Source organism: Lonsdalea quercina (assembly GCF_900107885.1).
Taxonomy (GTDB): Bacteria; Pseudomonadota; Gammaproteobacteria; order Enterobacterales; family Enterobacteriaceae; genus Lonsdalea; species Lonsdalea quercina.
This window is the reverse complement of record NZ_FNQS01000003.1, coordinates 341,652-365,624: the sequence shown is the minus strand read 5'-3', so window position 1 is coordinate 365,624 and position 23,973 is coordinate 341,652. Positions and strand designations below refer to the sequence as shown.

The following is a 23,973-nucleotide window of genomic DNA, read 5'->3' as shown; positions in this document are numbered from 1 at the left end:
GGATGCGGACCGGCAATCTGCGGCGTGCTGAACGTCCAGCCTTGCTCGCCGTTTTTAGGCTATTCCGCCGCCACGACCCGACCCCATAGACCATCCGCAGAATCCGACATCGCTGACGTTTTTAGCGTTTGATAACCAGAACATTCAGGCTAACAACCTGAGCTTGAGTGGCTATCGTGAATTTTTCACCGACTCTGACAGTTTCTTTGAATGCCCGTCAGGACGACTCCGGCAGTGTCACCGGGCGGCGCGCGCGTCGGTGGGATAGTCGGTCAAAGAACAGATAAACCACCGGCGTGGTATAGAGCGTCAGCAGCTGACTCATGACCAGCCCGCCGACGATGGTGATCCCCAGCGGCTGACGCAGCTCCGCGCCGTCGCCGCTACTTAACACCAGCGGCAGCGCGCCCAGCAGGGCGGCCAGCGTCGTCATCAAAATGGGGCGGAAGCGCAGCTGGCAGGCCTGAAATATCGCTTCGCGCGCGCTGAGATGCTGAGTGCGTTGCGCCACCAACGCGAAGTCCACCATCATGATGGCGTTCTTCTTCACGATGCCGATCAGCAGCATAATGCCGATGAGCGCGACCAGGCTGAACGGCTTATCAAACAGCTTCAGCGCCAGCAACGCGCCTACCCCCGCCGACGGCAGGGTGGAGATGATGGTCAGCGGGTGCACGTAGCTTTCGTACAGCATCCCCAGCACGATATACACCGTGACGATGGCGGCGATGATCAGCGCCACCTGGGACGACTGCGACTGCTGGAACGCCAGCGCGGTGCCGGCGAACTGGCCGCGGACGTTGGAAGGCACGCCCAGCGCGGTCATCGCGCGCTCAATGGCGAAGGTCGCCTCGGACAGGCTGGCGTCCGGCGGCAGGTTGAAGGAGATCGTCGCCGCGGCGGATAGCCCTTGATGGTTGACCGACAGCGGCGCATTAGCGGGCAGCCAGTGGGCGAAATAGGACAAGGGGATCGCCTTGCCCTCACTGTTGATAACGAACATCTTGTTCAGCGCGGTGGCGTCCTGCGCATACACCGGATCGACCACCATCACCACCTTATACTGGTTCAGCGGCTGATAGATGGTGGAGATCTGCCGCTGCCCGAAGGCGTTGTTGAGCAGGGCATTGATATCCGACACGCTGATGCCAAGCTGAGCCAGGGTGTCGCGATCGTAGGTCAGCGCCAGCTCGGCACCTTTGTCCTGCTGGTCGGAACTGACGTCCGCGAGTTCCGGCAGTGCGGTGAGGGCCTCGCGAATTTTCGGCTCCCACTGGCGCAGCGCGCTCAAATCATCCGACAGCAGGGTGTATTGATAGCTGGCGTTGGCTTCGCGGCCGCCCATCCGCACATCCTGCACCGCCATCAGGAACAGGCTGGCGCCCGGCTCCTGAGCCAGTTTAGATCTCAGCCTTGCGATAATCTGCTGCGAGCTGGCGCCGCGTTCCGCCAGCGGCTTTAGACTGATGAACATCGACCCGCTGTTGGTCCGGTTACCGCCGGTAAAACCGGTCACGTTATCCACAGCGGGATCGCTACTGACGGTTTTCATCAGGTCCTGCATCTTGGTTTTCATCGCCTGGAACGAAATGCTCTGGTCGCCTTGCACAAAGCCCATGATCCGCCCGGTATCCTGCTCCGGGAACAGGGTTTTCGGCATGTCGATATAGAGCCACACACTGAGGCCGATCGTGCCGAATAGGACCAGTACGACCCAGCGCGCACGCGCCAATACCCAGTTCAGGGAGAGCGCATACCGCTCCTGCAAGGCCAGCAGCACCCGGTTGAATCCTCGCCGGCGAGGCTGGCTGCGGGGGGCGTGGGGACGCAGCAGGCGCGCGCACATCATCGGCGTCAGGGTGAGCGAGACCACCAGCGAAATCATGATCGCCACGCACAGGGTGACGGCGAATTCACGAAACAGTCGTCCCGATAGCCCGTCCATCAGCAGCAGAGGAATGAAAACGGCGATCAGCGACACGCTCATGGAGACGACGGTAAAGCCCACTTCGCGCACGCCCTGTATGGCCGCCTGCATCGGTTTGATGCCGGCTTCGATGTGCCGGGCGGTGTTTTCCAGCACCACAATGGCGTCATCCACCACGAAGCCGGTGGCGATCGTCAGTGCCATCAACGACAGATTATTCAGACTGAAACCGCACAGATACATGGCGGCGAACGTGCCGATCAGCGAGATAGGCACCGCCGCCGCCGGGATCAGCGTGGCGCGCCCCGAGCGCAGGAACAGGTACACCACCAGAATCACCAGCGCGACGGCGATGACCAGCGCCCGCTCCACCTCCGCCAGCGACGCGCGGATGGTGGGGGAGCGGTCTTGCGCGACGTTTAAATGCACGGATGCGGGCAGCGTGGCGCTCAGTTCGGGCAACGCGGCGCGGATGCTGTCGACGGTGGAGATGATGTTGGCTTCGGGCGCGCGGCGGATAATGACCAGCACGGCGGGTTCGCCGTTCGTCATCCCCGCGTTGAGCGTGTCCTGCACGGAGTCTTCGACTTTCGCGACATCGCTGAGTCGCACCGGCGCGCCGTTATTGTAGTGAACGATGAGCGGACGATAGACCTTCGCCGTCTTCAGCTCGTCGTTGGTTTCAATCTGCCAGTGGGTCGTCTTGTCATTCACGCTGCCGACGGGCAGGCGCACATTGGCGTTATCGATCGCCTGGCGGACTTCATCCAGCGATACGCCCTGATTGAACAGCGCCAGCGGGTTAAGCGATACCCTCACCGCCGGAAGCGAACTGCCGCCAATGGTGACATCGCCGACGCCCTCCAGCTGTGAAATGCGCGGATAGACCTGATTGGTGGCGATATCGTACAGCTGGCTGGGGGAGTAGGTGTCCGAGGTCAGCGTCATAATCATGATCGGCGCGTCTGACGGATTCACCTTACGGTAGGTGGGGCGGCTAGCCATGCCGGAGGGCAACAGACTCTGGGCGGCGTTGATGGCGGCCTGCACGTCGCGGGCGGCGCCGTTGATATCACGATCCAGCTCAAATTGCAGAATGATGCGGGTGCTACCGAGTGAACTCATGGAGGTCATTTCAGTGATGCCCGCGATGCGGCCGAGCGCCCGTTCCAGCGGCGTCGCCACCGAGGATGCCATGGTTTCCGGCGAGGCGCCCGACAGCGAGGCCGAGACCGAGATCACCGGGAAGTCTACCTGCGGCAGCGGCGAGACCGGCAGCAGTCGGAAGCCGAGCACGCCGCATAGCGCAATCGCCAGCGCCAGCAGCGTGGTCGCGACGGGACGATGAATAAACAGCGCGAACAGCTTCATCAGACTTCTCCCTGCGTTTCAGCCGGTTTGCGGCGCAGACGAAGAGAAAGGCGGTCAAACAGCAGGTAGATCACCGGCGTGGTAAACAGCGTCAGCACCTGGCTCATCACCAAACCGCCGACCATACAGATGCCCAGCGGACGCCGGAGTTCGGCGCCGACTCCGGTGCTCAGCATCAGCGGCAGCGCGCTGAGCAGCGCGGCCATCGTGGTCATCAGGATGGGGCGGAAACGCAGCAGACAGGCCTGATAAATCGCGTCATACGGCGACATGCCCTGTTGGCGTTCGGCGGCCAGCGCGAAGTCGATCATCATGATCGCATTCTTTTTCACGATCCCGATCAGCAGGATGATGCCGATGATAGCGATGATATCCAGATCGCTTCCGGCGACCAGCAAGGCCAGCAGCGCGCCGACGCCCGCCGTGGGGAGGGTGGAGAGGATGGTGATCGGATGGATGAAACTTTCGTACAGCACGCCGAGCACGATATACATCGCGATCACCGCAGCGATAACCAGCCAAACGGTACTGGTCAGTGCGGATTGGAAGGCAAGGGTGCTGCCCTGGAAACGCGTGGTGATTTCCGACGGCAGTTCCATGCTCTGCTGCGCTTTCTCGATGGCTTTGACCGCATCCCCCAGCGCATAACCGGGCGCCAGATTAAAGGAGACCGTCGCCGCCGGGAAGCGGTCGACGTGGTTGATCGCAAGCGGTCCCTGACGCTGTTCCACCGTGGCGATACTGGCCAGCGGGACGACGCCGCCATCGCTGTTGATCAGCCGGATATCGTCGAGGGCCGCTAATCCGTCACGCTGGCGGGTGTCTTGCTCCAGCACGACGCGGTACTGGTTCGACTGCGTGTAGATAGTGGAAATCAGCCGTTGTCCGAAGGCGTTGTAGAGCGCGTTATCGATATCCGACATCGAAATACCGAGCCGGGTGGCGCTGTCCCGGTCTACCTTCACGTAAGCGACGGCGGCTTCGTCCTGCCAGTCGCTGCTGACGTCCTGCAATTCGGGCAGGGCGGAGAGCTGTTCCACCAACTTTGGCACCCAGGCGCTGAGCGTATCCAGCGACAGCGTTTGGACCGTCAGCTGGTACTGGGTTTTGCTGATCTGGGTATCGATAGTCAGATCCTGAACCGGCTGTAGATACAGCGTAACGCCCGGCAGCTGCGCCGTCTGCTGCTGCAAGCGCGTGATGACCTCGGTCATGCTGTCGCTGCGCTCGCCGTGCGGCTTAAGGTTGATTTGCAGACGTCCGCTGTTGAGCGATGGGTTGGTGCCATCCACGCCGATCAGCGACGAGACGCTTTGTACGTCCGGATCTTTCATGATGATGGAGGCGACCTGCTGCTGCTTTTGCGCCATCGTGGTGAAAGATACGGTCTGGGAGGCGTGTACGGTGCCCTGAATGATCCCGTTATCCTGCTGGGGGAAAAAGCCTTTCGGCATCACCAGATACAGTAATACGGTCAGCACCAGCGTGCTTAACGCCACACAGAGCGTCAGCCAGGGATGTTGCAGTACCCGGGTCAGTCCCCGACCGTAGGCGGCGATCACGCGGTCGAAGAAGCGTTCGCTGGCGCGGGTGAAACGGTTTTGACGACTCAGGCCTTTGTGGCTCAACATGCGGGCGCACATCATCGGCGTCAGAGTGAGCGACACCACGGCGGAAATCAAAATGGAGATCGCCAGCGTCATCGCGAATTCGCGGAACAGCCTGCCGATGATATCTCCCATAAACAACAGCGGGATCAGCACGGCGATGAGCGAGAACGTCAGGGAGATAATGGTAAAGCCGATTTCGCCTGCGCCCTTGAGCGCCGCATTCAGCGGTTTCTCGCCGCGCTCAATGTAGCGGGCGATGTTCTCGATCACCACGATGGCATCGTCCACCACGAAACCGGTGGCGATCGTCAGCGCCATCAGCGTGAGGTTGTTGATGGAGAAACCGAGGAAATACATGGCGGCGAAGGTGCCGATCAGCGACAGCGGTACCACGATGCTGGGGATAAGCGTGGCGACCGCGTTACGCAGAAACAGGTATATCACCATAATAACCAGCGCGATGGCCAGAATCAGTTCGAACTGTACGTCGTCGACCGAAGCACGGATGGTAGTGGTGCGGTCCGTCAGCAGCGACATTTCGACCGACTTGGGCAGGCTGGCCTGTAAAGACGGCAGCAAACGACGGATATTGTCCGCCGTCGCAATGACGTTGGCGCCCGGCTGGCGCTGCACATTGATAATGATGGCCTGCTGACGGTTCGCCCACCCGGACAGATAGGTGTTTTCCGGCGCCTGTTCGACCGTGGCGACGTCGCGCAGCCTGACCGGCGCGCTGTTGCTCCAGCTGATGATCAGCTGGCGATAGTCGTCAATCGAACGCATCTGGTCGTTGGCGGAGAGCGTTACCGAGCGGGCTGGGCCGTCGAAGCTCCCTTTCGGCGCGTTGACGTTAGCGGCGGTGATGGCGGTGCGCACGGTTTCGCTGCTTAGGCCATAGGCCGCCAGCGCGGTTGGATTCAGACGTACCCGAACCGAGGGGCGTTGCCCCCCCGCGAGCGATACCAGTCCGACGCCGGAAACCTGAGAGATTTTCTGGGCGATGCGGGTTTCCACCAGATCCTGCACCTGCGTCATCGGCATGGCGGTGGAGGTCACCGCCAACGTCATAATCGGCGGATCGGCCGGGTTGACCTTACTGTAAACCGGCGGATTAGGCAGATCGCTGGGCAGCAAATTGGTGGCGGCGTTGATGGCGGCCTGAACATCCTGTTCCGCGACGTCGAGCGCCAGATTGAGCTGGAACTGGAGCGTGATGACCGAGGCGCCGCCGGCGCTTTGGCTCGACATCTGCTTTAGTCCGGAGATGCCGCCGAACTGCCGTTCCAGCGGCGCGGTCACCGCAGACGTCATGACGTCCGGGCTGGCGCCGGGATACAGTGTGACCACCTGAATCGTCGGGTAATCGACTTCCGGCAGCGCGGAGACGGGCAGGGCGCGATAGCCGATGATCCCGGCCAGCAGAATCGCCACCATCAACAGCGTGGTGGCGACCGGACGTAGAATGAACAGTCTGGATGGGCCGCCGCCCTGATTCGGCGTGCTGTCCTGCATTAGGGCGTCTCCGCTTTTCTTGCCTGACGATCGTCACCGGCGGTCGTAGACGTTCTTTCGGTGGAGGACGACGGAATGACGTCGACCTGCATGCCTTCCGTCAGACGGTCGATTCCGTCCGTCACTACCTGTTCGCCTGCGTTCAGGCCGCTGTTAATCACCACGTTCTGTCCGTACTGGATACCGATGGTGACCAGATGCTTGCTCGCCTGATTTTTGTCATTCAACAGCCAGACGAAGTGGCCTTCGTTGCCCATCTGCACGGCGGCGGCGGGGGCGAGGACCGCGTTCAGCAACGTATCCACCTTCATCCGGATATTCACGAACTGATTAGGAAACAGGAGGTCGTCGCTATTTTCGAAACGCGCTTTCAATTTGATGGTGCCGGTGGTGGTGTCGATCTGGTTATCCATGCTGAGCAACTGGCCCTGCGACAGCATCTGCTGGTTGGCGCGGTCCCAGGCTTCGACGACGATGGGCTGGCCGGATTTCTGCGCCTTGATAATAGTGGCGATGCTATCTTCCGGTAGCGAGAAAACGGCGTCGATAGGATGCGTTTGCGTCAGCACCAGCAGGTTATCCGTACTGGTGATGTAGTTGCCGATATCCACCTGACGCAGCCCGACGCGTCCGCTGGCGGGCGCGGTAATCTTGCTGTAGTCCAGCTGTAACTGGGCGCTGTCCAGCGCGCCCTGATCTGACTGGACGGTGGCTTCGTACTGTTTCACCAGCGAGGTCTGAGTATCCAGCTCCTGACGGGATACCAGATTGGTTTTTACCAGTCCCTGATAACGTGCCAAATCCTGACGCGCATTGGCAAGCAGCGCTTTGTCTTTCGCCAGCTGTCCTTTCGCCTGCGTCACCTCAACTTCGAACGGGCGCGGGTCGATTTCCGCGAGTAGCGCGCCGGCGGCGACCTGTTGGCCTTCTTCGAAGTGCAGCGCCATCAATTGTCCGCTGACCCGGCTGCGTACGGTGACGGTATTCGCCGATGTGACGGTGCCAAGCCCGGTCAGGTAGTAAGGAACCGAGGAGGTAAATGAGCGCGCCACCTGCACGGGCGGCGTGGTCATGGATCGACGACCTTCTCCTCTGCCGCTGCTGGACGCAGTTTTCGCCGTTGAACCCGCGGGCGGGGTAGTGGAGTGGAAATATCGCCATGCAATGACGGCGATGACGGCAACGGCGATCAATGACAGCCAGCGAAAGAGACGTTTGGTATTCATAGTAATGAAACGAGATCTCCAATGCCCCAAACTGGGGGAGTTAGCAAAGGGTTTAGTGCTTATGCTATCGGGTGAAGTGCGTATAACTATAGAGAGTAAATAAGAAACATAAATGAAGACAATAGGGAAGAGATCTTCATACGGATAAAAATTACCCGGTCAGCGTTTGATGACCGGGTAGCATGACGTCAGATAATCATTAGTCAGGCGCTATAACACCAGTCCAGCGATAGCCGCAGACAGCAGGCTCACCAGCGTGGAGCCGTAAACCAGCTTCAGACCGAAGCGGGATACCGCGTTACCTTGTTGTTCGTTCAGGCCCTTGATCGCGCCGGCCACAATGCCGATGGAAGAGAAGTTGGCGAAGGAAACCAGGAACACAGACAAAATCCCGACGCTACGCGGAGACAGCTGGTCGGAAACTTTCTGCAATTCCATCATGGCGACGAATTCGTTAGACACCAGCTTGGTCGCCATAATGCCGCCAACCTGGAGGGCTTCATTCGCCGGAATACCCATGATCCAGGCAAAGGGGTAGAAGAAGTAGCCGAGAATTTCCTGGAAGCTAAGTCCGAAGAGCGCACTGAACAAGGCGTTAATGGCGGCGATCAGCGCAATAAATCCAATCAACATGGCGGAGACGATGACGGCCACTTTGAAACCGGTGAGAATGTAATCCCCCAGCATTTCGAAGAAGCTCTGATTTTCGTGCATGTTGCTGAGCTGCAGTTCCGGCTCATCGTTGACGCTATAGGGGTTGATCAGAGACAGTACGATGAATGTACTAAACATGTTCAGTACTAGCGCGGCCACGACAAATTTGGCGTCCAACATGGTCATGTAAGCGCCGACGATAGACATGGACACCGTGGACATTGCCGTCGCCGCCATCGTGTACATTCGTTTTTCCGACATTTTGCCCAAAATATCTTTATAGGCGATAAAGTTTTCCGACTGTCCCAAAATCAGCGAGCTAACCGCGTTGAAGGATTCCAGTTTGCCCATTCCATTTACTTTTGACACGACGGTACCGATTACGCGGATGATAAAAGGCAGAACTTTGATGTATTGCAGGATACCGATCAACGCAGAGATGAAGACGATGGGGCAGAGTACCTTGAGGAAGAAAAAGGCCAGGCCTTGAGCATTCATGTTGCCAAAGACGAAGTTGGTGCCTTCAGCGGCAAAACCGAGCAACCTGTCGAACATGCCCGCGAATCTGGTAACGAAACCCAACCCGACGGAAGAGTAGAGGAAGAAATAGGCCAGTATGATTTCGATGACTAAGAGCTGGATGATGTAACGGATACGAATGCTTTTTCGATCGCGGCAGATCAAAAGCGATAGGCCGGCGATAACGATTAACGCCAGGACGAATTGCACGAGATGGGACATGTTTGCTCCAGATATGATACGGGCCAAATTTTCACGTTAGGTTGGTAACGTCGGCGTCAACATTGAGAGTAGATACGCTGGGCGCGAATTATATATTGGAAAATAACCTAAACTAAAGCGTTGGTCTCATAGCATTAACTTTTATTCGGCGCAGTGGTGCCGGGGACCAGCGCGTTGTTGACTAAGCATTGTACAAGCGCGGCCGCTTTTTAGTGGCTACTTTAAGGCGAGTTTAATTAAAAAGGAGATTGCCTATGACTGCTTCCACCCCTTCCCGAGAGCTTGGACGTTCTGGGATCCACGTTCCTCTGATCACTTTTGGCGGTAACGTTTTCGGCTGGACTATCGATGAGCCGACCTCGTTTAACCTGCTGGACGCGTTGGTGGATCAGGGACTTAATTTCATCGATACGGCGGATGTGTACTCCGTATGGGCTGATGGCAACCAGGGAGGCGAATCTGAGACGATTATCGGCAACTGGCTGAAGAAAAGCGGTCAACGCGACAAGGTCATCATCGCGACCAAAGTCGGTATGGAAATGGGAAATGGCGGCAAGGGGCTGGCTCCTGCCTATATTCGACGTGCTGTAGAAGATTCTCTGCGTCGTCTGAACACGGACTATATCGACCTCTATCAGGCGCATACCGACGATAAATCGACGCCGCTGGAAGATACGCTGTCGACGTTCGATGCATTGATTCGAGAGGGCAAAGTTCGTGCTATCGGGGCCTCGAATTATGAAACCGATCGGTTGGCTCAGGCGCTGAAAATCAGTAAAGACCATCAGTTGGCTCGTTACGAAACGCTGCAGCCTGAATACAATCTGTACGACAGACAGCATTATGAGTCGGGTCTGGAAGCGATTGCCAAAGAGCATGGACTGGGCGTGATCAGTTATTACTCGCTGGCTAGCGGATTCTTGTCCGGTAAATATCGCCACCCGGAAGATGCCTCCAAGAGCTTACGCGGTAAAGGCGTCGTGGATCGTTATCTCAATGATCGGGGCATCAAGATTGTTGAGGCTCTGGATCAGGTCGCGAAGGCGCATAACGTATCGTCCAGCCAGGTCGCGCTGGCCTGGTTGATCGCGCGTCCGAGCGTGACTTCGCCCATTGCCAGCGCCACGTCGGTTCATCAGGTCGCCGAACTGGCTGCTGCGACCCGGTTGTCTCTGACAGAGGAAGATATTGCCGTGCTGAATAACGCAAGCCAATATTGATGAGGTAAACATAAGCGCGCGTACTTGTTTTGACAGGACGCGCGTATCACTCTCCATTACGGCGACGCATTTTATCTGACGTCTACAATCGCGTAAAAAAGGAAGAAAACAACCGAAGATTACCTATGTTGTTATTCCTGCTCACTTATTTTTCGTCGTTCCCCCCTTCAATGACAAGCATTACGGTCTTGTCGTAGATTCCATTCTTATTTTTTTGCACTTTATTCTTTTCTCTTTCTTATTCGTTTATTTAGTTTTCGTATTATTTATTGTCACACTAAAAGTGAGCCTAATCCTTCGCTGAGTCAAAAATTAGCAAGAAAAGGAGTTGGTCATCAGGGAATCAAAGCGGCAATGAAAATAAATGGCGTATTTTATTTTAACGTCACTCGATTAATAAAAAGCACACGATTTTTTTGGCAGGTAAAAATAGCTTAGCGTGGGAAGGTGAAATAAAAAAAGCAGCAAGCGAGGCAGTTTACCGAGTCGGTGATTAAGCATGAATCGACATGTAAAAATAAAAAGTGGCCCCCGAAAATCAGGAGCCACTCATCATTCTTGGGATATGACGCAGTGAGTCACTACGTCATTATCTTCCATGAAAGGCGATTGCGATTAAGCCTGCGGCTGAGTCACAACGTCTTTGATACCTTTCACTTCGATTTCTACACGGCGATCCGGGGCCAGGCAGTCGATCAGGGCTTTACGGCCTTTCACGCTGTCACAGGTAGAACCGGTAACCGGGTTGGATTCGCCAAGACCACGGGCAGAAATTTTGTCAGCCGGGATGCCTTTGGCAACCAGGTAGTCAACGACGCTCTGCGCACGGCGAGTGGACAGGCCTTCGTTATACTGTTCTGAACCCAGACGGTCAGTGAAGCCCAGGACAACTACGGAACCGTCTTTAGGATCCATGGTGCTCAGCTGAGTGTACAGCTGGTCCAGAGAGCTCTGGCCTTCAGGACGCAGTTCTGCTTTGTTGAAAGTGAACAGTACGTCAGATTTCAGCGTGAAACGTTTGGTCTGAACTACCGGAGCCGGGGCCGGAGTCGGTGCTACGACCGGAGCCGGAGTTTCCTGACCGAAACGGTAAGAAACGCCAACGCTCAACATACCGTTATCAGGACGACCACCAACGGTGCCTGCGTCACCAATGTTGCTCACCCACTGGTAGTCCAGACGAGTAGCCCAGTTTTTGGTTACTGCGTATTCCAGACCGACTGCACCCATAGGAGAAATGCCGGTGTCGTTGCCGCCGCGGCCAGTCACGTCATCGTGGCTGTCAGCACGCCAGAAGAAACCACCCAGACGAGTATAAACGTCCAGATCGTCAACGATTGGGTAGCTCAGTTTGGCAGCCAGCTGAACGCCCTGTGCTTTGAAGTTACCACGGTTTTCACCGGTGTACTTCATACGGCCCAGCCAGTCATAACCCAGTTCGAAGCCCAGGTATTGGTTAGCCTGGTAACCACCGAAGGCGCCTGCGCCCAGCTGGTTTTCGTGAGGGGAGTTAGTGGTTTGGTAACCGTTGCCGTACAGACCAGTATCATGGAACTGAGACCAGCCCAGTTTGGCGCCTGCGTACCAGGTATTGTCGTTAGGTGCTGCTTGAGCTACGGAAGCCAAGCCAGCCAGTGCCACTGCAACTGCGATAGCTGTTTTTTTCATTTTACGCCTCATTATCATCCAAACAGGTAATTAGCTCTTCGAGATAATAAACCTTTGGTTAAAATCTTTTTGAAGGAGACATTGCTCTTAATTATTCTCACCAGTCAGCTGATGTTATATGAAGAGCAACTCCTGCGAGTAAAGTCTACAACGTGATGCAAAAGTTACAAGTATGATGTTAGAAGCCTCAGACAAAAACCTAGCGTTTCACACATACTTACTAACAAATAATAGATTAATTTGTCAGTTTGAACAGTTTATTTATGGGCGGTGATGAGAGGCGGGGAGTAAAGAACTCAATGCCTGCGGGGGATCTTTAACTTAGCGCTCTTCCCCCGTAGGAATACTCTTAATTTACTTAATGATACAATCTGGAGTGAATTTTTAACGTAGAAAATGGTCTGTTGATGGCTTTTCGCTCTGGTCGCATGATAAATCCGTATGTATTTCCGCTTTCCGCCGCCTCGCGCAGGCGCATTTTTTCTTCGTTTTCCAGCTCCGTCGGCAACCAACACAACACCGCACTGTAGTTTCCCGTTCTCAAGGCTTTTTCCATTGCCTCTAACGTCACCGCCGGATTGATATGATGAAGTTCAATCATTTTATCGAGCGGCAAGCCGGCTTGCTGTAGCCAGGCACGGCTGAGTTTCTGCTGCGGCGCCAGCCATAACAACCAGCGAGACTGCAACCCTAATTGCTGCAATAACGGCAGCAGCAGGGGCGCCAGAATCGGCTGATCGTCGCTGTAGACAATTTCACTGATGATGCCGCCGCCGTTAGGTGCGACCGCAGGCGCATCCTGCGTGCGTAAAGAAGACTGAGAGAAGCGGCGAGCATTGACGAGTTGTGTGCGCATAAGTGAATTCCACCGGCAGAGTTACTGTATGCGCATACAGTAATGCGTGTATAAATAAAGATCAATCGGAATTTGAAAGCGCCTCGCATAATTTACAGGGAATGTCTAGCAACGCGATTTTGTATTTGAGGCAACCGTTTTCGTATGCTTAATTACTTGTTCCCGTTACGTATATTGCGATTTGGCAATCAGGGTGAACATGATAAGGACAATGTTATGAAGCAGCTATGTGAAAAAAGGATTCGGCAGTCTAAGTACGTTTTTTCCCCTTTGGGAACCATTAGTTCCCGGTCTCAATTTGGCGGCTACAGCATCGCAGCAGATAAGATTATCTTCGCGCTGGTATCCAATGGTGAGCTTTATCTACGGGCGTCGCGACAAAATGAAGTGCATTTCCGCGCCCGGGAGATGGCGAGTATGGTTTACACCAACCGCGGGGTACCTGTCCCTCTGAACTATTACGAGGTGGACAACACCTTGTGGAACAACGAGCCGGAACTCCTGCAACTGGCGTCGATATCGCTGGAGGGGGCCAGGAACGATAAGGCCATAAGGACGCGAAGTGTCAGGCTGAAAGACCTTCCCAATCTTAACCACTACACAGAGCGGCAACTGTGGAAAGCGGGGATCCGCAACATCGAACAGTTGCATGAACTGGGGGAGATACAGAGCTTTCTTCGCTTAAGCGCTGTCAGACATGACCTCAATCTCAGCGTGTTGCTGGCGCTGGCGGGCGCCATTCGTGGCGTTCATCAGGCGGCGCTGCCGGAGCATGTTCGTCAGGAGTTGACGCAGTGGTTTAACTACCACCTCGCGAGCCAGGGGAAACGCCCTAAACACTGATTAGGTTGATTATTCAGCCTGGGGACCCGTGCGCGCAGGGATACTCGGCGCGCACGAGTTTTGGCGCGCACGAGTTTTCGCTGAATAGCGATGAAGATGGAACCGCGAGAGTCGACGCGATTAAGCCTGCGCAGGTCCGGCCGGCGCTTCCGCCATCTGGACCTTTAAGGCTTCTAACTCCGGCAATAGCTCGCTCATCAGGCCAATCTGCTGCAAGACCAGCTGATCTTTGCTTTCAGATTCTGGATTGGCGGCGCGAATGCGCGCTTCCAGCGACTCCAGCCGTTGACTTAGTGGTTCCCGATCGTTGCCTTCGTGATGCAAGGCGTCGTCCACGTAGCAAACGGCGTCATCCAGCAGCTGCAACGTTTCAGGCGACGTGAGTTTTTCCCGGTGGGCGCCCAGCGTGGAGATATAGCTCAGCAACGTGTGGTTCAGACACATCAGCCGGAAAGCATGCTCGCGTATCTCTTTAGTGGCATGCGGCTCGGCGGACATATTAGAGACCACTGACGCCAGTTCGGCATCGCTATTATGTGCATCGCGGCGGGCGATACGGTACGCCAGGCTGTTATTTTTCCCCTCATGATACTGCTTCATGATCGCGTCCAGATAACGGCAGTTGGCAAACAGCGTTTTGTTGACGACCGCCGGCAAAGAGCGAAAACGCCAGTCGGGCCAGATAAAGCTGACAGCCGCCCAGGCGATGCCGCAGCCGATCAGCGTATCAAGCACCCTTGGCACGGTCACTTCGTACCCTTCGCCCAGCAGGTTGAAGCACAGCAGCACCAGCAGGGTAATGAATAAGGTCGCATGGGCGTACTGCACGGTACGGAAGGCGAAAAACAGCACGCCGCTGATGACGATCAGCGTCATCTGTCCTTCTACCGACGGGACGAAATAGAGAATGGGCAGCCCGAATAGCACCCCGGCCAGCGTGCCGATGACGCGCAGCTTAAGGCGATGGCGTGTGGCGTTATAGTTCGGTTGGCAGACAAACAGGCTGGTGAGCAAAATCCAATAGCCGTGCTGCAGATGAGTGACCTGAATAAGCGCATAACCGCCGCACAGCAGCACGGACATACGCACTGCATGGCGGAATAGCGCCGACTTGGGCGTCAGATGCCGGCTGATACGCAAGCAGATATCGCTCCAGCCGGTGATTTTATCATCCGCCAGCAACCGGTTTTCCTTTTGACCTTCCTGCTCCACGGACTGCTCGGATTCAATGGTGGCTAGTTGGGCGTCGATGGCGCGCAAATTGTTGATCAAATGGCGCATGGCTTTTAGCTGCACGGCGGCCGTGCCTTGCGTCGCCAGCTTTTCAAGGGTCAACTCCAGATGCGAGAAGGCTTTTTCGATACGCGGATCGTGCTGATACTTCTGGTGCAGCATGATGGACTGGGCTAACTGTTCACAGGCGCGAGACTGCATCGATAGCAGTCGCTGGAAACGAAACAGCGCATCGCTGTAGCGCAGCGTTTCACGTAGCTGTGCATACTGCACATGGGAGGAGCTGGCGCGCTCGTGAATATCCTGCGCGACGAAGTAGTAGTGCAGCGTTCTGCGCGTGCTGCGCTGACCGCGGTCTCCCCGCAGACGGGTCAGCAGCGAAGACTTGGCCTGGTTCAGCGTCTCGACCAGTTGGCTGTTGGCCATCGCTACATCGATCAGTGGTTGATTGTCGTCTTCGATGTCGGGATCAAACAGATTGGATTTGGCGTCGAGGTAGTGCGCAAGCTGATGATAGCAGCGGGCCAGGCTATCCTGTAGAGGACGGATGGGGAAGAGGATGTGCCCAAGCAGCGTGAGCAGGTTGTACCAAAGCGCGCCAACCAGCAGCAAAGCGGGCTGCTGATACCAATTGTCGTAAAGCGAAATCCCGAGCATGGTGTAAATTGCGATCAGCAACGCACCGAATGCAATGGTGGCATAGCGCTGCCCAAGCGCGCCCAGCAGAATAAATCCGCAGGTGGAAAGCGCGAGTCCAAGGCCAAATAGCCACGGGTAGGGAAACAGCAGCTCGATGGAGACGGAGGCGAAAAAAAAGCAGGCCAGCGTGATGAGCAGATTCATCAGGCGTCCAGTCAGACGATCATCCAGATCGGCCAGCGCCGCTGCGACCACGCCGAGCGTGAGCGGGATCGTGGCGGTTGGAATATCCAGCCACCAAGGAACGGCGGCGGCACCGGCCAGCGCCAGAAAAATACGGATGTTATAGAGCCAGTTACTGTTATAGAGGTACCGGCGTATGGAAGCTGTAAGGGTTACAATCACGATACTTCTGCCTGATTACTGGAAACGGCGTCGGGCGTTCGCTTCCCGCGCGGCTCTGGCTTCTTCCACGGAGACCACGCGGCGACCGACAGGCCAGAGTGCGATGGCGGCAATTTTGAAGTTGGCGATACCGACGGGAATGCCGATGACGGTCAGGCACTGTGCAATCCCGCAGGCGATGTGTGAAAGACAAAGCCACCAACCGAAAAAGATCACCCAAAAGACATTCAACAGCGTGCCGCCCGCATTAAGTAAAGGGTTTTTTTCTGAAGGACGCAACTCGTCGACGTGTACGGCTTCATTGCCGTAGGGCAGCAGCGACAGTTTGGTGATTTCCCAGCAGGAGCGAGTCAGGGGAAGCGTAAAAATTAAGATGATGCTAATGCAGGTTGCAGCGAGCCAGGCTAGCGTGGTGAAAAACCCGCCCAGGACAAAATTCAGAATGTTGAGCACGGTGCGCATAGTTACTCCAGGACCAGTATTTTTGAATCAAACGCTATGATGGAGAAAGAATTATCACATTATTGGCAACGATATCCTAACGCGTTTTTATGGCTAGAGCGTGCGGTGAAATAGCGGTTAAACTAGCGGCTAAACAGCAAGAACTCACAAGGTCGGCGCGGAGATAATGGAACTTAAATCAACCTCGATGGGCAAGCATTTGGCGCAGCACCCCTATAACCGGGTGAGATTGCTCAATGCCGGAGTCAAAGTCAGCGGCGATAAACATGAATACCTTATCCCGTTCAATCAATTGATGGCGATCCGCTGCAAAAAAGGGCTGATTTGGGGCGAGCTGGAATTCGAACTGCCCGCGCAAAAAGTGGTGCGCCTCCACGGCACCGAATGGCAGGAAACGCAGCAGTTTTTTCACTATGTCATGAAAGCCTGGCAGGGATGGAGCGAAGAAATGAGCCAGGTCAGCGCCGAGGTGCTGACACGCCAAATTGAAGCGATTCACCGGCTGGAAACACGCGACCGCTGGTTTGGGCGTAAAGAGCTGACGCAGTTGCAGCAGGATATTCGCGATGCATTTTCCGCGCTGCCGTTGCCGCTGGAGAGGCTCCGTGAATTCGACAACTGCCGGGATCACTATTTACGCTGCCAACAGTGGCTGGAAGCGGGAGAACCGCAGCGAGAAAAGGCTAACCAGCACTGGACGGCGCAGACGCTGGAGGCGCAGCAGCATTTTTTCGCCAACGTGGAAAGCTCGCCGCTGAATCCTTCCCAATGCCAGGCCGTCATTAATGGCGAAGACGCCGTGCTGGTTCTCGCTGGCGCAGGCAGCGGCAAAACGTCGGTGCTGGTGGCGCGGGCCGCATGGTTGCTCTATCGCGGCGAGGCGACGCCGGACCAGATTCTGCTGCTGGCCTTCGGCCGGCAGGCGGCGGAGGAGATGAATGAGCGCATTCAGACGCGCCTCAACACCGGCGATATCAAAGCCAAAACCTTCCATGCGCTGGCGTTGCACATTATTCAAAGCTGCAGCCGCAGCGTTCCCACTATCAGTAAACTGGAGACCGACTCCGAGCATCGCCGCCGCTTCCTGATCAAAGAGTGGCAGCAGCAGTGCAACGATAAGAAAGCACAGGCTAAAGGATGGCGGCAGTGGTTGACCGATGAACTGGCGTGGGATGTGCCCGAAGGCGACTTCTGGCGAGATAAATCGCTGTCCTCCCGCCTGTCGGGTCGTCTAGAGCGCTGGCTAGGGTTGATGCGTTCTCACGGCGGTACGCAGAGCGAAATGGTGGAACTGGCGGATGAGGATCGGCGCGCGGTATTCCAACAGCGCATCAGGCTGATGGCTCCGCTGTTGAAAGCCTGGAAGAAGGCGTTGAAAGAGGAAGGGGCGGTCGACTTCCCTGGGTTGATCCATCAGGCCGTCAATTTACTGGATAAAGGGCGTTTTATCAGTCCCTGGAAACACATTCTGGTCGATGAGTTTCAGGATATTTCACCCCAGCGAGCGATGCTGTTGTCTGCGCTGCGACGGCAAAATCGTGAAACCAGTCTCTTCGCGGTAGGGGATGACTGGCAGGCTATCTATCGTTTCAGCGGCGCTGAACTGGCGCTGACGACCGCGTTTGAGCGCCATTTCGGCGTTGGGGCGCAGTGCGTGCTGGATACGACTTACCGTTTCAACCGGCGTATTGGCGAGGTCGCCAGTCAATTCGTTCAGCAGAACCCCAGCCAATTAAAAAAAACGCTCAACAGTCTGCGCGACGGGAACAAGAAGTCGGTTGTGCTGCTGCCTGACGAGCAGTTGGAAGGGCTGCTGGATAAAATGAGTGGTTATGTGAAGCCTGAAGAGCGCATTTTGGTGTTGGCGCGTTATCACCACTTACGACCCGAGGCGCTGCAAAAAGCCTCGACTCGCTGGCCTAAGCTGAATATCGATTTCATGACCATCCACGCCAGTAAAGGGCAGCAGGCCGACTTTGTGATTCTCGTCGGGTTGCAAGATGGCAAGGATGGTTTCCCCGCACCGGGACGAGAGTCGATGCTGGAAGACGTGCTGTTGCCCAAGCCCGAAGATTTTCCTGACGCCGAGGAACGTCGACTGCTTTACGTGGCGCTGACCCGGGCAAAACATCAGGTCTGGCTGCTGTTCTGCAAAGATGAACCGTCTGTCTTCGTCGAACAACTGCATCGTCTGGGCGTGCCCAGGCAGCGGAAGCCGAGTTGAAATCCTACGGGACTGAGATAAAGCAGAGGGCGTCAGTTAAGTGGTTATATCGCGTCTGATAAGGAGGGAAGGGCAGCAGCGGCCCGTATCCCTCCATCTGTCCTGATGCTTATCTCAGGCGCGCCTGCAGGTAACGCTGGTAGTCGGGAATGGCAATGTCGACGGGTTGAGTAAACAAATCGGAGTTCACCAGAAAGTCCGCCGTGGATCGATTCGTGGCGACGGGGATGTTCCAGACGGTGGCCAGACGCAGCAGCGCCTTCACATCCGGGTCGTGCGGTACGGCATTCAGCGGATCCCAGAAGAATATCATCATGTCGATCTTACTTTCCGCGATCAGAGCGCCGACCTGCTGATCGCCGCCCATCGGTCCACTCATCATGCTTTTAACCGGCAGGCCGGTGTGGAGCTCAATCAGGTTTCCGGTCGTTCCCGTCGCATAGAGATGGTGTCCGATGAACTTGGGTTTATTGGCGGTAATCCATTCCAACAGTGATTCTTTGCAGTGGTCGTGGGCGACTAGCGCAATATGCTTGCGTGCTTCGATTTTACGGGTAGTGAGCTTAAGCTCCATCATGACTTCCTTAGCACTGTGTGTCTGTCAGGTGACAAAATCAGATTTTCGATTGAATACAAAAAGGTGAGGGCTTGCACGTACCCCTGGGGGGCGTATCTCAACGTCCGGGAGTGTGTTCCGATTATTGACCGTCTGTGCCCACCGCCCACTGAAGGAAACGCTGTCGGGTTTTCTGGTCGGCTTTTTGAAACCAGTACTGCATCAGGATAAACGGATCGGTTTTATCCGCAGAGGGCGTCAGCGGCTTGGCATTGTCATCGTTTGCAGGCGGCGCCACGGGCTGCGAGGGTGGCAGGACGGTGAGCGCGGGGACGGAGGCTGGGTGCGCTGCGTTGTTGTAGGCGATCATTTTTTTCTCGATGTCGCCGCTTAAATCGGCCTCAGTCAGCGTTATCTGGTCGGTCGTCGCGCTTATGGGGCGGTTATTATCACCCTTTAGCTGAAAGTGCGCTTTTTGCTTGAACTGCTTGCGTGATTTCGGCGTGGAAAGATCCGGTAAGTGGATGGCTATCGCGCTTTGATTATGGGTGTTGAATGTGGCGATCAGCCCATTGCTGTGGAAAACCTCTTTCATACCTTTATGGACGTCGACCGTTTTGCTCACCCGGAACAGGAGCTGGTGATCGCCGCCATTCAATTCTAAACTGCCCGCGCCTTTGAGCAGCGAGGCGGGCACCTTTCTGCCATCAACGACAATCAGCTCGATATCGGGGCCGAGTTTTAACGTCGTGGCCATTACAGGCGTTGCGCACATGACCAGTGACAGGCAGATAAAGGCAAACTTGAATTTCATCATTTCCCCAGAGTATACGGCAACCGCAATATTGTTTAGTAAGGTGCAGCGTGTGTCAAAGTCTCCACCGAGAAACCTCCGACAGTTTATGTTTCGTTAAGAGACGGCGAAGAATAGCGTTTTGTTGACCCGGCGGAAAATGATATTTCATGGGAGGCGCTGTTTGCTCGGGAGATGAGATACACTAAAACCATCATCTCGTTATCGACGAAGGGGAGCAGGATGTTAAACGACGTTGAGATTCAATCGGTGCTCGGCTCCGTCAAGACCATCGCTCTGGTCGGCGCCAGCGATAAAAGTACACGCCCCAGCTATAGCGTCATGGCTTATCTGCTGGGTCAAGGATATGACGTGATCCCGGTAAGCCCCAAGCAGGCCGGACAGACGCTGTTAGGGCAAATGGCCTATGCGTCGCTGAACGATATTCCTCGGGCGGTGGATATGGTGGATGTCTTCCGCCAGCCCGAAGCGGCGTTCGGCATTGCACAAGACGCCATCGCGATTGGCGCGAAGGTGCTGTGGCTGCAGTTAGGCGTCATTAATGAAGAGGCCGCTGTTCTGGCAAGCGACGCAGGGTTGAAGGTCATCATGGACCGCTGTCCGAAAATCGAAATCCCGCGGTTGGGACTGGAAAAATAGCCTGCCGGGCCTTATGACTTCCGGGGAAGTGATAAGGCTGGCATGCGATGAGGTTAGTGCAGCAGCTTAGGTGCTTGGCTTCTGATGCGGGCCGCTAGCTCATCGAGCGGCGAGTCCGATTCGACATGCTCATCCTGCTGTAACTGTTCTTCCGCCAGATAAGTATGGACCGGCTGCCCTGCTTCATCTTCCATAACCACGTGGTACCACGGTGTTGTGCGCTGCGTCTCGGCAACGGCAAGCTCTTCCCACGCGGGTTTTTCCAGCGAATACTCAGGGTCGATGTCGACCACTACTCCGGGAAATCCCAACAGCTTATGACGAATCTGCTGTCCGATGCCAAATTTACAGATAATCATATAACCTCCCGAGAGACGAATTTGACTTACGATAAATGGGGTACGCCAACGGCAATTTCAAGCGTGGAGAACAGGCGTTTTTCAGGGGGATGTGACACGGCTCAGACGTGTCGCACCAAGGTATAAGGCGTAGCTTTAAGACGAAATTGAGGAGCGCGGATGTCTGAGGTGGCGGTGAAAGTCTACGTTTACGGTCTGGTTCAGGGGGTCGGGTTCCGTTTCCATACGCAGACTCGGGCGCAAATATTGGGGCTGACCGGATACGTCAAAAACTGTGATGATGGTAGCGTCGAGCTGGTCGCGTGCGGCGAATCAGATACGGTGGATGAAATAGTGAAATGGGTGAGAGAAGGTGGACCAAAACATGCCCGCGTTGACCGGGTGTTGACCGAGCCGCACGGCAATACCGATTACCGTGCGTTCGATATACGCTATTAAATTCAGATGCATTTCACCGGCTTGGGCAATCCGGCGATTTTGGTGGCCTGCTTAGCGGGACCTTTGGGGAATAAGCGATAAAGATAGCGGCTATTCCCTTTTTCCTCGCCATATTTCTGCGCCATCGCTTTGACCAACATTCGTATCGCGGGCGAGGTGTTGAACTCCAGATAAAACGCCCGCACAAAGCGCAGCACTTCCCAATGGGCTTCCGTCAGAGCAATCCCCTCTTCCTCCGCCAGCAGTGGCGCCATTTCTTCCTGCCAGTCATGGCTATTTTTCAAATATCCCTGCGCGTCTGTCTCGATGACGCGGCCTTCGAACGTAAACATAACACCTCGGAATGACGTCAAAACGCGCCTAGTTTACCAAACTTTGGCTGAGGGAAGGCGGCGCAAAGGCAAAAGCCCCACCGGAGTGGGGCTTTGACGAGAGGGGAAGACGCTAAAATTTAATTACTGCGGCTCATCCCCAACAAGCTCAGCAGGCTGACGAACACGTTGTAGATGGAAACGTACAGGCTGACCGTGGCGCGGATGTAGTTGGTTTCGCCGCCGTGAATGATGTTGCTGGTTTCCCACAAAATGGCACCGGCGGAGAACAGAATAAACATGACGCTAATCGCCATCTGCAGCGCAGGAATGTGCAGGAACAGGTTGGCGATGGTGGCGACCAACAGCACGACAAAGCCTGTGATCATCATTCCGGACAGGAACGACATATCTTTACGCGTGGTCAATACGTAGGCGGAACAGCAGAAGAACACCAACGCGGTGCCGCCCAAGGCCAGCATGATGATGTCGCCCGCGCCGGACGCGATGAGCGTGCTCAGAATCGGTCCCAGGGTATATCCCATAAAGCCGGTCAGCGCGAAAACAGCCAAAATCCCCGCCGGGCTGTTCGCCAGTTTATAGGTCAGGAACATCAGGCCATAGAATCCCACCAGCATCAGCAGGAGGCCAGGGGCAGGGAGGTTGAAGACGGTGCTGAGCGTCGCGGTGACGGCGGAAAATCCCAGCGTCAGCGACAGCAGGAAGTAGGTATTGCGCAGCACTTTGTGGGTACTGAGCAGTGAATGTTCACGTGATGTTGAGGTAACAATGCGATCCATAATGGCGACTCTCTCTTTAAGGGGTCTTTATTTCACGCCTAGATTAGGTAGTCACGCTGTGTGATTAAAGGTGTTTTACCCTTCTTTACTTGTATTCACCTACGTGTGCAGAAGAAAGAGTGAGCGAAATGATGAATTTGCACCCATTTAATCGCCATCAGCCTATTTTTAAGGCAATTGAATCGGTTGCCGCTTTACAATATCAGGCGCTCTGTTTATAGTTCGCCTCGTTGCGGAGGAGTGGCCGAGTGGTTGAAGGCACCGGTCTTGAAAACCGGCGACGGGAAACCGTTCTAGAGTTCGAATCTCTACTCCTCCGCCATCCATTTCAAGGGGCTGCTTAATAGCAGCCCCTTTTCTTTTTGCGTTATGCTAAACGTGATTCCCCCCTCGCGTTGTTTTTCTTCTTTATCGTAGGAATGCGCAGTGCTATTTAGCCTGAGCTGGCTCATCATCACTGCACTCACTGCACTCACTGCACTCACTGCGCCCAGTTTTTTCGTCTATCGTATGCCCGATTATTGACGAAGCGACGTGGCGCCGGAACGCGCTGAGCTGCCGGGGTTGCGTCAGATGAATAGTTTCTCGGATGGTGAAGGTGGTGAATGCGCCTTGACGAGCATGGAATGCCCCGGCTTTCTCGTGGTGTAGTGCCCTAAGCGGTCAAGGCGCCTCTATCGTTGGGCGGTCTGAACGGCATGATATTACTTACCCGAACCGTTTAAAGTTGACGGACTGACTGAGCAGGACTTTCGCAACGACGTGAAATTCATCTTGCTCGCCATCTTCGATATGCCAGGACTGGTATTTAGCGTTGTCGGAGAGCACCAATAGCCGATGTTTCAGCATTTGCAGACGTTTGACATAAAGCATATTGCCGAAGACAAACACATAGACCCCATCTCCGTCGAAGGTGTCGACGGACACATCGACAAAAATCATATCCCCCGGCTCTATCGTGGGCGCCATGCTGTCGCCTTTGACCGTCACCATTTTAATGGTGTTGGCGGGTTTACCGCCAAACAGCAGCCGCGCCTGTTCATGGGTGTATTCAATGGCTTTTACGGTTTCAACAAATTCGGATGACGACACGCTGCCGTTCCCAGCGCTGACCTGAATGGCGAGCATATCTACGCGATAGCGTTGATTTTCAAGACGCTTAGCGGGGATCTGTGCAGCCGGAGGCGTATTGGGCGAAACCGCGGTGTCAGCGATGCTGTCCTGGGGCATAAAGAACCAATGTGCCGGATAGCCGCTGACCTGAGACAGTTTTTGCAGGTGAGCGCCGCGCGGCACCGTTTTACCCGACACCCAGCCCTGAACGGCCTGAGGCGTAATCGACAGTTTGCGAGCCAGATCAGACTGGCTCCAGCTTTTCTCTGCAAGTAAATCCGCGATGCGCGATGCCATGAGTAGGCGACTCTCTTCATTCATTTTATCTATGTTACAAGTCTATCTTTAAATT

19 protein-coding genes and 1 tRNA gene are annotated in these 23,973 nt (G+C 55.4%); 6 read left to right on the top strand and 14 right to left on the bottom strand.

All coding sequences use genetic code 11. The features are described 5' to 3' along the window. Nucleotides 1–217: 217 nt before the first annotated feature. The 4 genes from mdtC to BLU64_RS06820 form a co-directional block, all read right to left on the bottom strand. A complete protein-coding gene (gene mdtC, locus BLU64_RS06835; protein WP_074728196.1) occupies nt 218–3,298 on the bottom strand; it encodes a multidrug efflux RND transporter permease subunit MdtC in 3,081 nt (1,026 codons plus the stop codon). After that, a complete protein-coding gene (locus BLU64_RS06830) occupies nt 3,298–6,420 on the bottom strand; it encodes an MdtB/MuxB family multidrug efflux RND transporter permease subunit (protein WP_074728195.1) in 3,123 nt (1,040 codons plus the stop codon). The genes mdtC and BLU64_RS06830 overlap by 1 nt, the downstream gene beginning before the upstream one ends. Continuing rightward, a complete protein-coding gene (locus BLU64_RS06825) occupies nt 6,420–7,646 on the bottom strand; it encodes an MdtA/MuxA family multidrug efflux RND transporter periplasmic adaptor subunit (RefSeq protein ID WP_074728193.1) in 1,227 nt (408 codons plus the stop codon). The genes BLU64_RS06830 and BLU64_RS06825 overlap by 1 nt, the downstream gene beginning before the upstream one ends. Before the next feature lie 210 nt (nt 7,647–7,856). After that, on the bottom strand, nt 7,857–9,041 hold the full coding sequence (locus tag BLU64_RS06820; protein ID WP_026744140.1) for a NupC/NupG family nucleoside CNT transporter: 1,185 nt from the start codon (nt 9,039–9,041) through the stop codon (nt 7,857–7,859). Between the two features lie 254 nt (nt 9,042–9,295). On the opposite strand from BLU64_RS06820, the gene BLU64_RS06815 reads away from it, so the two are divergent. Next, a complete protein-coding gene (locus BLU64_RS06815) occupies nt 9,296–10,261 on the top strand; it encodes an aldo/keto reductase (protein WP_026744139.1) in 966 nt (321 codons plus the stop codon). A 615-nt stretch (nt 10,262–10,876) separates the two neighbouring features. On the opposite strand, the gene ompA is transcribed toward BLU64_RS06815, so the two are convergent. Both ompA and sulA read right to left on the bottom strand, forming a co-directional pair. After that, a complete protein-coding gene (gene ompA, locus BLU64_RS06810; RefSeq protein WP_026744138.1) occupies nt 10,877–11,929 on the bottom strand; it encodes a porin OmpA in 1,053 nt (350 codons plus the stop codon). A gap of 358 nt (nt 11,930–12,287) precedes the next feature. Then, nucleotides 12,288–12,785 (bottom strand): SOS-induced cell division inhibitor SulA, encoded by a 498-nt coding sequence (sulA, locus tag BLU64_RS06805; protein ID WP_074728191.1) that lies wholly within the window; start codon nt 12,783–12,785, stop codon nt 12,288–12,290. 216 nt (nt 12,786–13,001) lie between these two features. Between sulA and BLU64_RS06800 the strand changes: the two genes are divergently transcribed. Further along, complete coding sequence (locus BLU64_RS06800; RefSeq protein ID WP_026744136.1) at nt 13,002–13,628, top strand: TfoX/Sxy family DNA transformation protein; 627 nt, start codon at nt 13,002–13,004, stop codon at nt 13,626–13,628. A gap of 120 nt (nt 13,629–13,748) precedes the next feature. On the opposite strand, the gene yccS is transcribed toward BLU64_RS06800, so the two are convergent. Continuing rightward, nucleotides 13,749–15,905, bottom strand: coding sequence for a YccS family putative transporter (gene yccS, locus BLU64_RS06795; protein WP_139171487.1), 2,157 nt, complete (start codon nt 15,903–15,905; stop codon nt 13,749–13,751). A gap of 15 nt (nt 15,906–15,920) precedes the next feature. Next, nucleotides 15,921–16,367: a YccF domain-containing protein gene (locus BLU64_RS06790; RefSeq protein WP_026744134.1), complete on the bottom strand. Its 447-nt coding sequence runs from the start codon at nt 16,365–16,367 to the stop codon at nt 15,921–15,923. 166 nt (nt 16,368–16,533) lie between these two features. Between BLU64_RS06790 and helD the strand changes: the two genes are divergently transcribed. After that, on the top strand, nt 16,534–18,591 hold the full coding sequence (gene helD, locus BLU64_RS06785) for a DNA helicase IV (RefSeq protein WP_074728189.1): 2,058 nt from the start codon (nt 16,534–16,536) through the stop codon (nt 18,589–18,591). Nucleotides 18,592–18,700: 109 nt separating this feature from the next. Here the strand turns inward: helD and BLU64_RS06780 are convergent, their stop codons facing one another. After that, the gene (locus BLU64_RS06780; protein WP_036153630.1) at nt 18,701–19,165 is read right to left on the bottom strand and encodes a methylglyoxal synthase; all 465 of its coding nucleotides are present in this window, start codon (nt 19,163–19,165) and stop codon (nt 18,701–18,703) included. Between the two features lie 124 nt (nt 19,166–19,289). Continuing rightward, nucleotides 19,290–19,961, bottom strand: a complete 672-nt coding sequence (locus BLU64_RS06775; RefSeq protein ID WP_074728187.1) for a DUF2057 family protein — start codon at nt 19,959–19,961, stop codon at nt 19,290–19,292. A gap of 222 nt (nt 19,962–20,183) precedes the next feature. On the opposite strand from BLU64_RS06775, the gene BLU64_RS06770 reads away from it, so the two are divergent. Further along, entirely contained in the window at nt 20,184–20,600 is a 417-nt protein-coding gene (locus BLU64_RS06770) for a CoA-binding protein (protein ID WP_036153626.1), read from the top strand. Between the two features lie 53 nt (nt 20,601–20,653). On the opposite strand, the gene hspQ is transcribed toward BLU64_RS06770, so the two are convergent. Beyond that, on the bottom strand, nt 20,654–20,959 hold the full coding sequence (gene hspQ, locus BLU64_RS06765) for a heat shock protein HspQ (RefSeq protein ID WP_026744129.1): 306 nt from the start codon (nt 20,957–20,959) through the stop codon (nt 20,654–20,656). A gap of 159 nt (nt 20,960–21,118) precedes the next feature. On the opposite strand from hspQ, the gene yccX reads away from it, so the two are divergent. Beyond that, the gene (gene yccX / locus BLU64_RS06760) at nt 21,119–21,397 is read left to right on the top strand and encodes an acylphosphatase (RefSeq protein WP_026744128.1); all 279 of its coding nucleotides are present in this window, start codon (nt 21,119–21,121) and stop codon (nt 21,395–21,397) included. Nucleotides 21,398–21,399: 2 nt separating this feature from the next. On the opposite strand, the gene tusE is transcribed toward yccX, so the two are convergent. Both tusE and yccA read right to left on the bottom strand, forming a co-directional pair. Continuing rightward, a complete protein-coding gene (gene tusE / locus BLU64_RS06755) occupies nt 21,400–21,729 on the bottom strand; it encodes a sulfurtransferase TusE (RefSeq protein ID WP_026744127.1) in 330 nt (109 codons plus the stop codon). 119 nt (nt 21,730–21,848) lie between these two features. Beyond that, the gene (gene yccA / locus BLU64_RS06750) at nt 21,849–22,508 is read right to left on the bottom strand and encodes an FtsH protease modulator YccA (protein ID WP_074728185.1); all 660 of its coding nucleotides are present in this window, start codon (nt 22,506–22,508) and stop codon (nt 21,849–21,851) included. Nucleotides 22,509–22,742: 234 nt separating this feature from the next. Between yccA and BLU64_RS06745 the strand changes: the two genes are divergently transcribed. Beyond that, nucleotides 22,743–22,830 (top strand) — tRNA-Ser (locus tag BLU64_RS06745). A gap of 386 nt (nt 22,831–23,216) precedes the next feature. Here BLU64_RS06745 and BLU64_RS06740 read toward each other — a convergent pair. Continuing rightward, the gene (locus BLU64_RS06740) at nt 23,217–23,918 is read right to left on the bottom strand and encodes a S24 family peptidase (protein WP_099049277.1); all 702 of its coding nucleotides are present in this window, start codon (nt 23,916–23,918) and stop codon (nt 23,217–23,219) included. Nucleotides 23,919–23,973 lie beyond the last annotated feature (55 nt).

What these genes read in the sequence shown, in the direction of transcription:
- mdtC (WP_074728196.1), bottom strand. Translation starts at nt 3,298, where the DNA reads ATGAAGCTGTTCGCGCTGTTTATTCATCGTCCCGTCGCGACCACGCTG.
- BLU64_RS06830 (WP_074728195.1), bottom strand. Translation starts at nt 6,420, where the DNA reads ATGCAGGACAGCACGCCGAATCAGGGCGGCGGCCCATCCAGACTGTTC.
- BLU64_RS06825 (WP_074728193.1), bottom strand. Translation starts at nt 7,646, where the DNA reads ATGAATACCAAACGTCTCTTTCGCTGGCTGTCATTGATCGCCGTTGCC.
- BLU64_RS06820 (WP_026744140.1), bottom strand. Translation starts at nt 9,041, where the DNA reads ATGTCCCATCTCGTGCAATTCGTCCTGGCGTTAATCGTTATCGCCGGC.
- BLU64_RS06815 (WP_026744139.1), top strand. Translation starts at nt 9,296, where the DNA reads ATGACTGCTTCCACCCCTTCCCGAGAGCTTGGACGTTCTGGGATCCAC.
- ompA (WP_026744138.1), bottom strand. Translation starts at nt 11,929, where the DNA reads ATGAAAAAAACAGCTATCGCAGTTGCAGTGGCACTGGCTGGCTTGGCT.
- sulA (WP_074728191.1), bottom strand. Translation starts at nt 12,785, where the DNA reads ATGCGCACACAACTCGTCAATGCTCGCCGCTTCTCTCAGTCTTCTTTA.
- BLU64_RS06800 (WP_026744136.1), top strand. Translation starts at nt 13,002, where the DNA reads ATGAAGCAGCTATGTGAAAAAAGGATTCGGCAGTCTAAGTACGTTTTT.
- BLU64_RS06790 (WP_026744134.1), bottom strand. Translation starts at nt 16,367, where the DNA reads ATGCGCACCGTGCTCAACATTCTGAATTTTGTCCTGGGCGGGTTTTTC.
- helD (WP_074728189.1), top strand. Translation starts at nt 16,534, where the DNA reads ATGGAACTTAAATCAACCTCGATGGGCAAGCATTTGGCGCAGCACCCC.
- BLU64_RS06780 (WP_036153630.1), bottom strand. Translation starts at nt 19,165, where the DNA reads ATGGAGCTTAAGCTCACTACCCGTAAAATCGAAGCACGCAAGCATATT.
- BLU64_RS06775 (WP_074728187.1), bottom strand. Translation starts at nt 19,961, where the DNA reads ATGAAATTCAAGTTTGCCTTTATCTGCCTGTCACTGGTCATGTGCGCA.
- BLU64_RS06770 (WP_036153626.1), top strand. Translation starts at nt 20,184, where the DNA reads ATGTTAAACGACGTTGAGATTCAATCGGTGCTCGGCTCCGTCAAGACC.
- hspQ (WP_026744129.1), bottom strand. Translation starts at nt 20,959, where the DNA reads ATGATTATCTGTAAATTTGGCATCGGACAGCAGATTCGTCATAAGCTG.
- yccX (WP_026744128.1), top strand. Translation starts at nt 21,119, where the DNA reads ATGTCTGAGGTGGCGGTGAAAGTCTACGTTTACGGTCTGGTTCAGGGG.
- tusE (WP_026744127.1), bottom strand. Translation starts at nt 21,729, where the DNA reads ATGTTTACGTTCGAAGGCCGCGTCATCGAGACAGACGCGCAGGGATAT.
- yccA (WP_074728185.1), bottom strand. Translation starts at nt 22,508, where the DNA reads ATGGATCGCATTGTTACCTCAACATCACGTGAACATTCACTGCTCAGT.
- BLU64_RS06740 (WP_099049277.1), bottom strand. Translation starts at nt 23,918, where the DNA reads ATGGCATCGCGCATCGCGGATTTACTTGCAGAGAAAAGCTGGAGCCAG.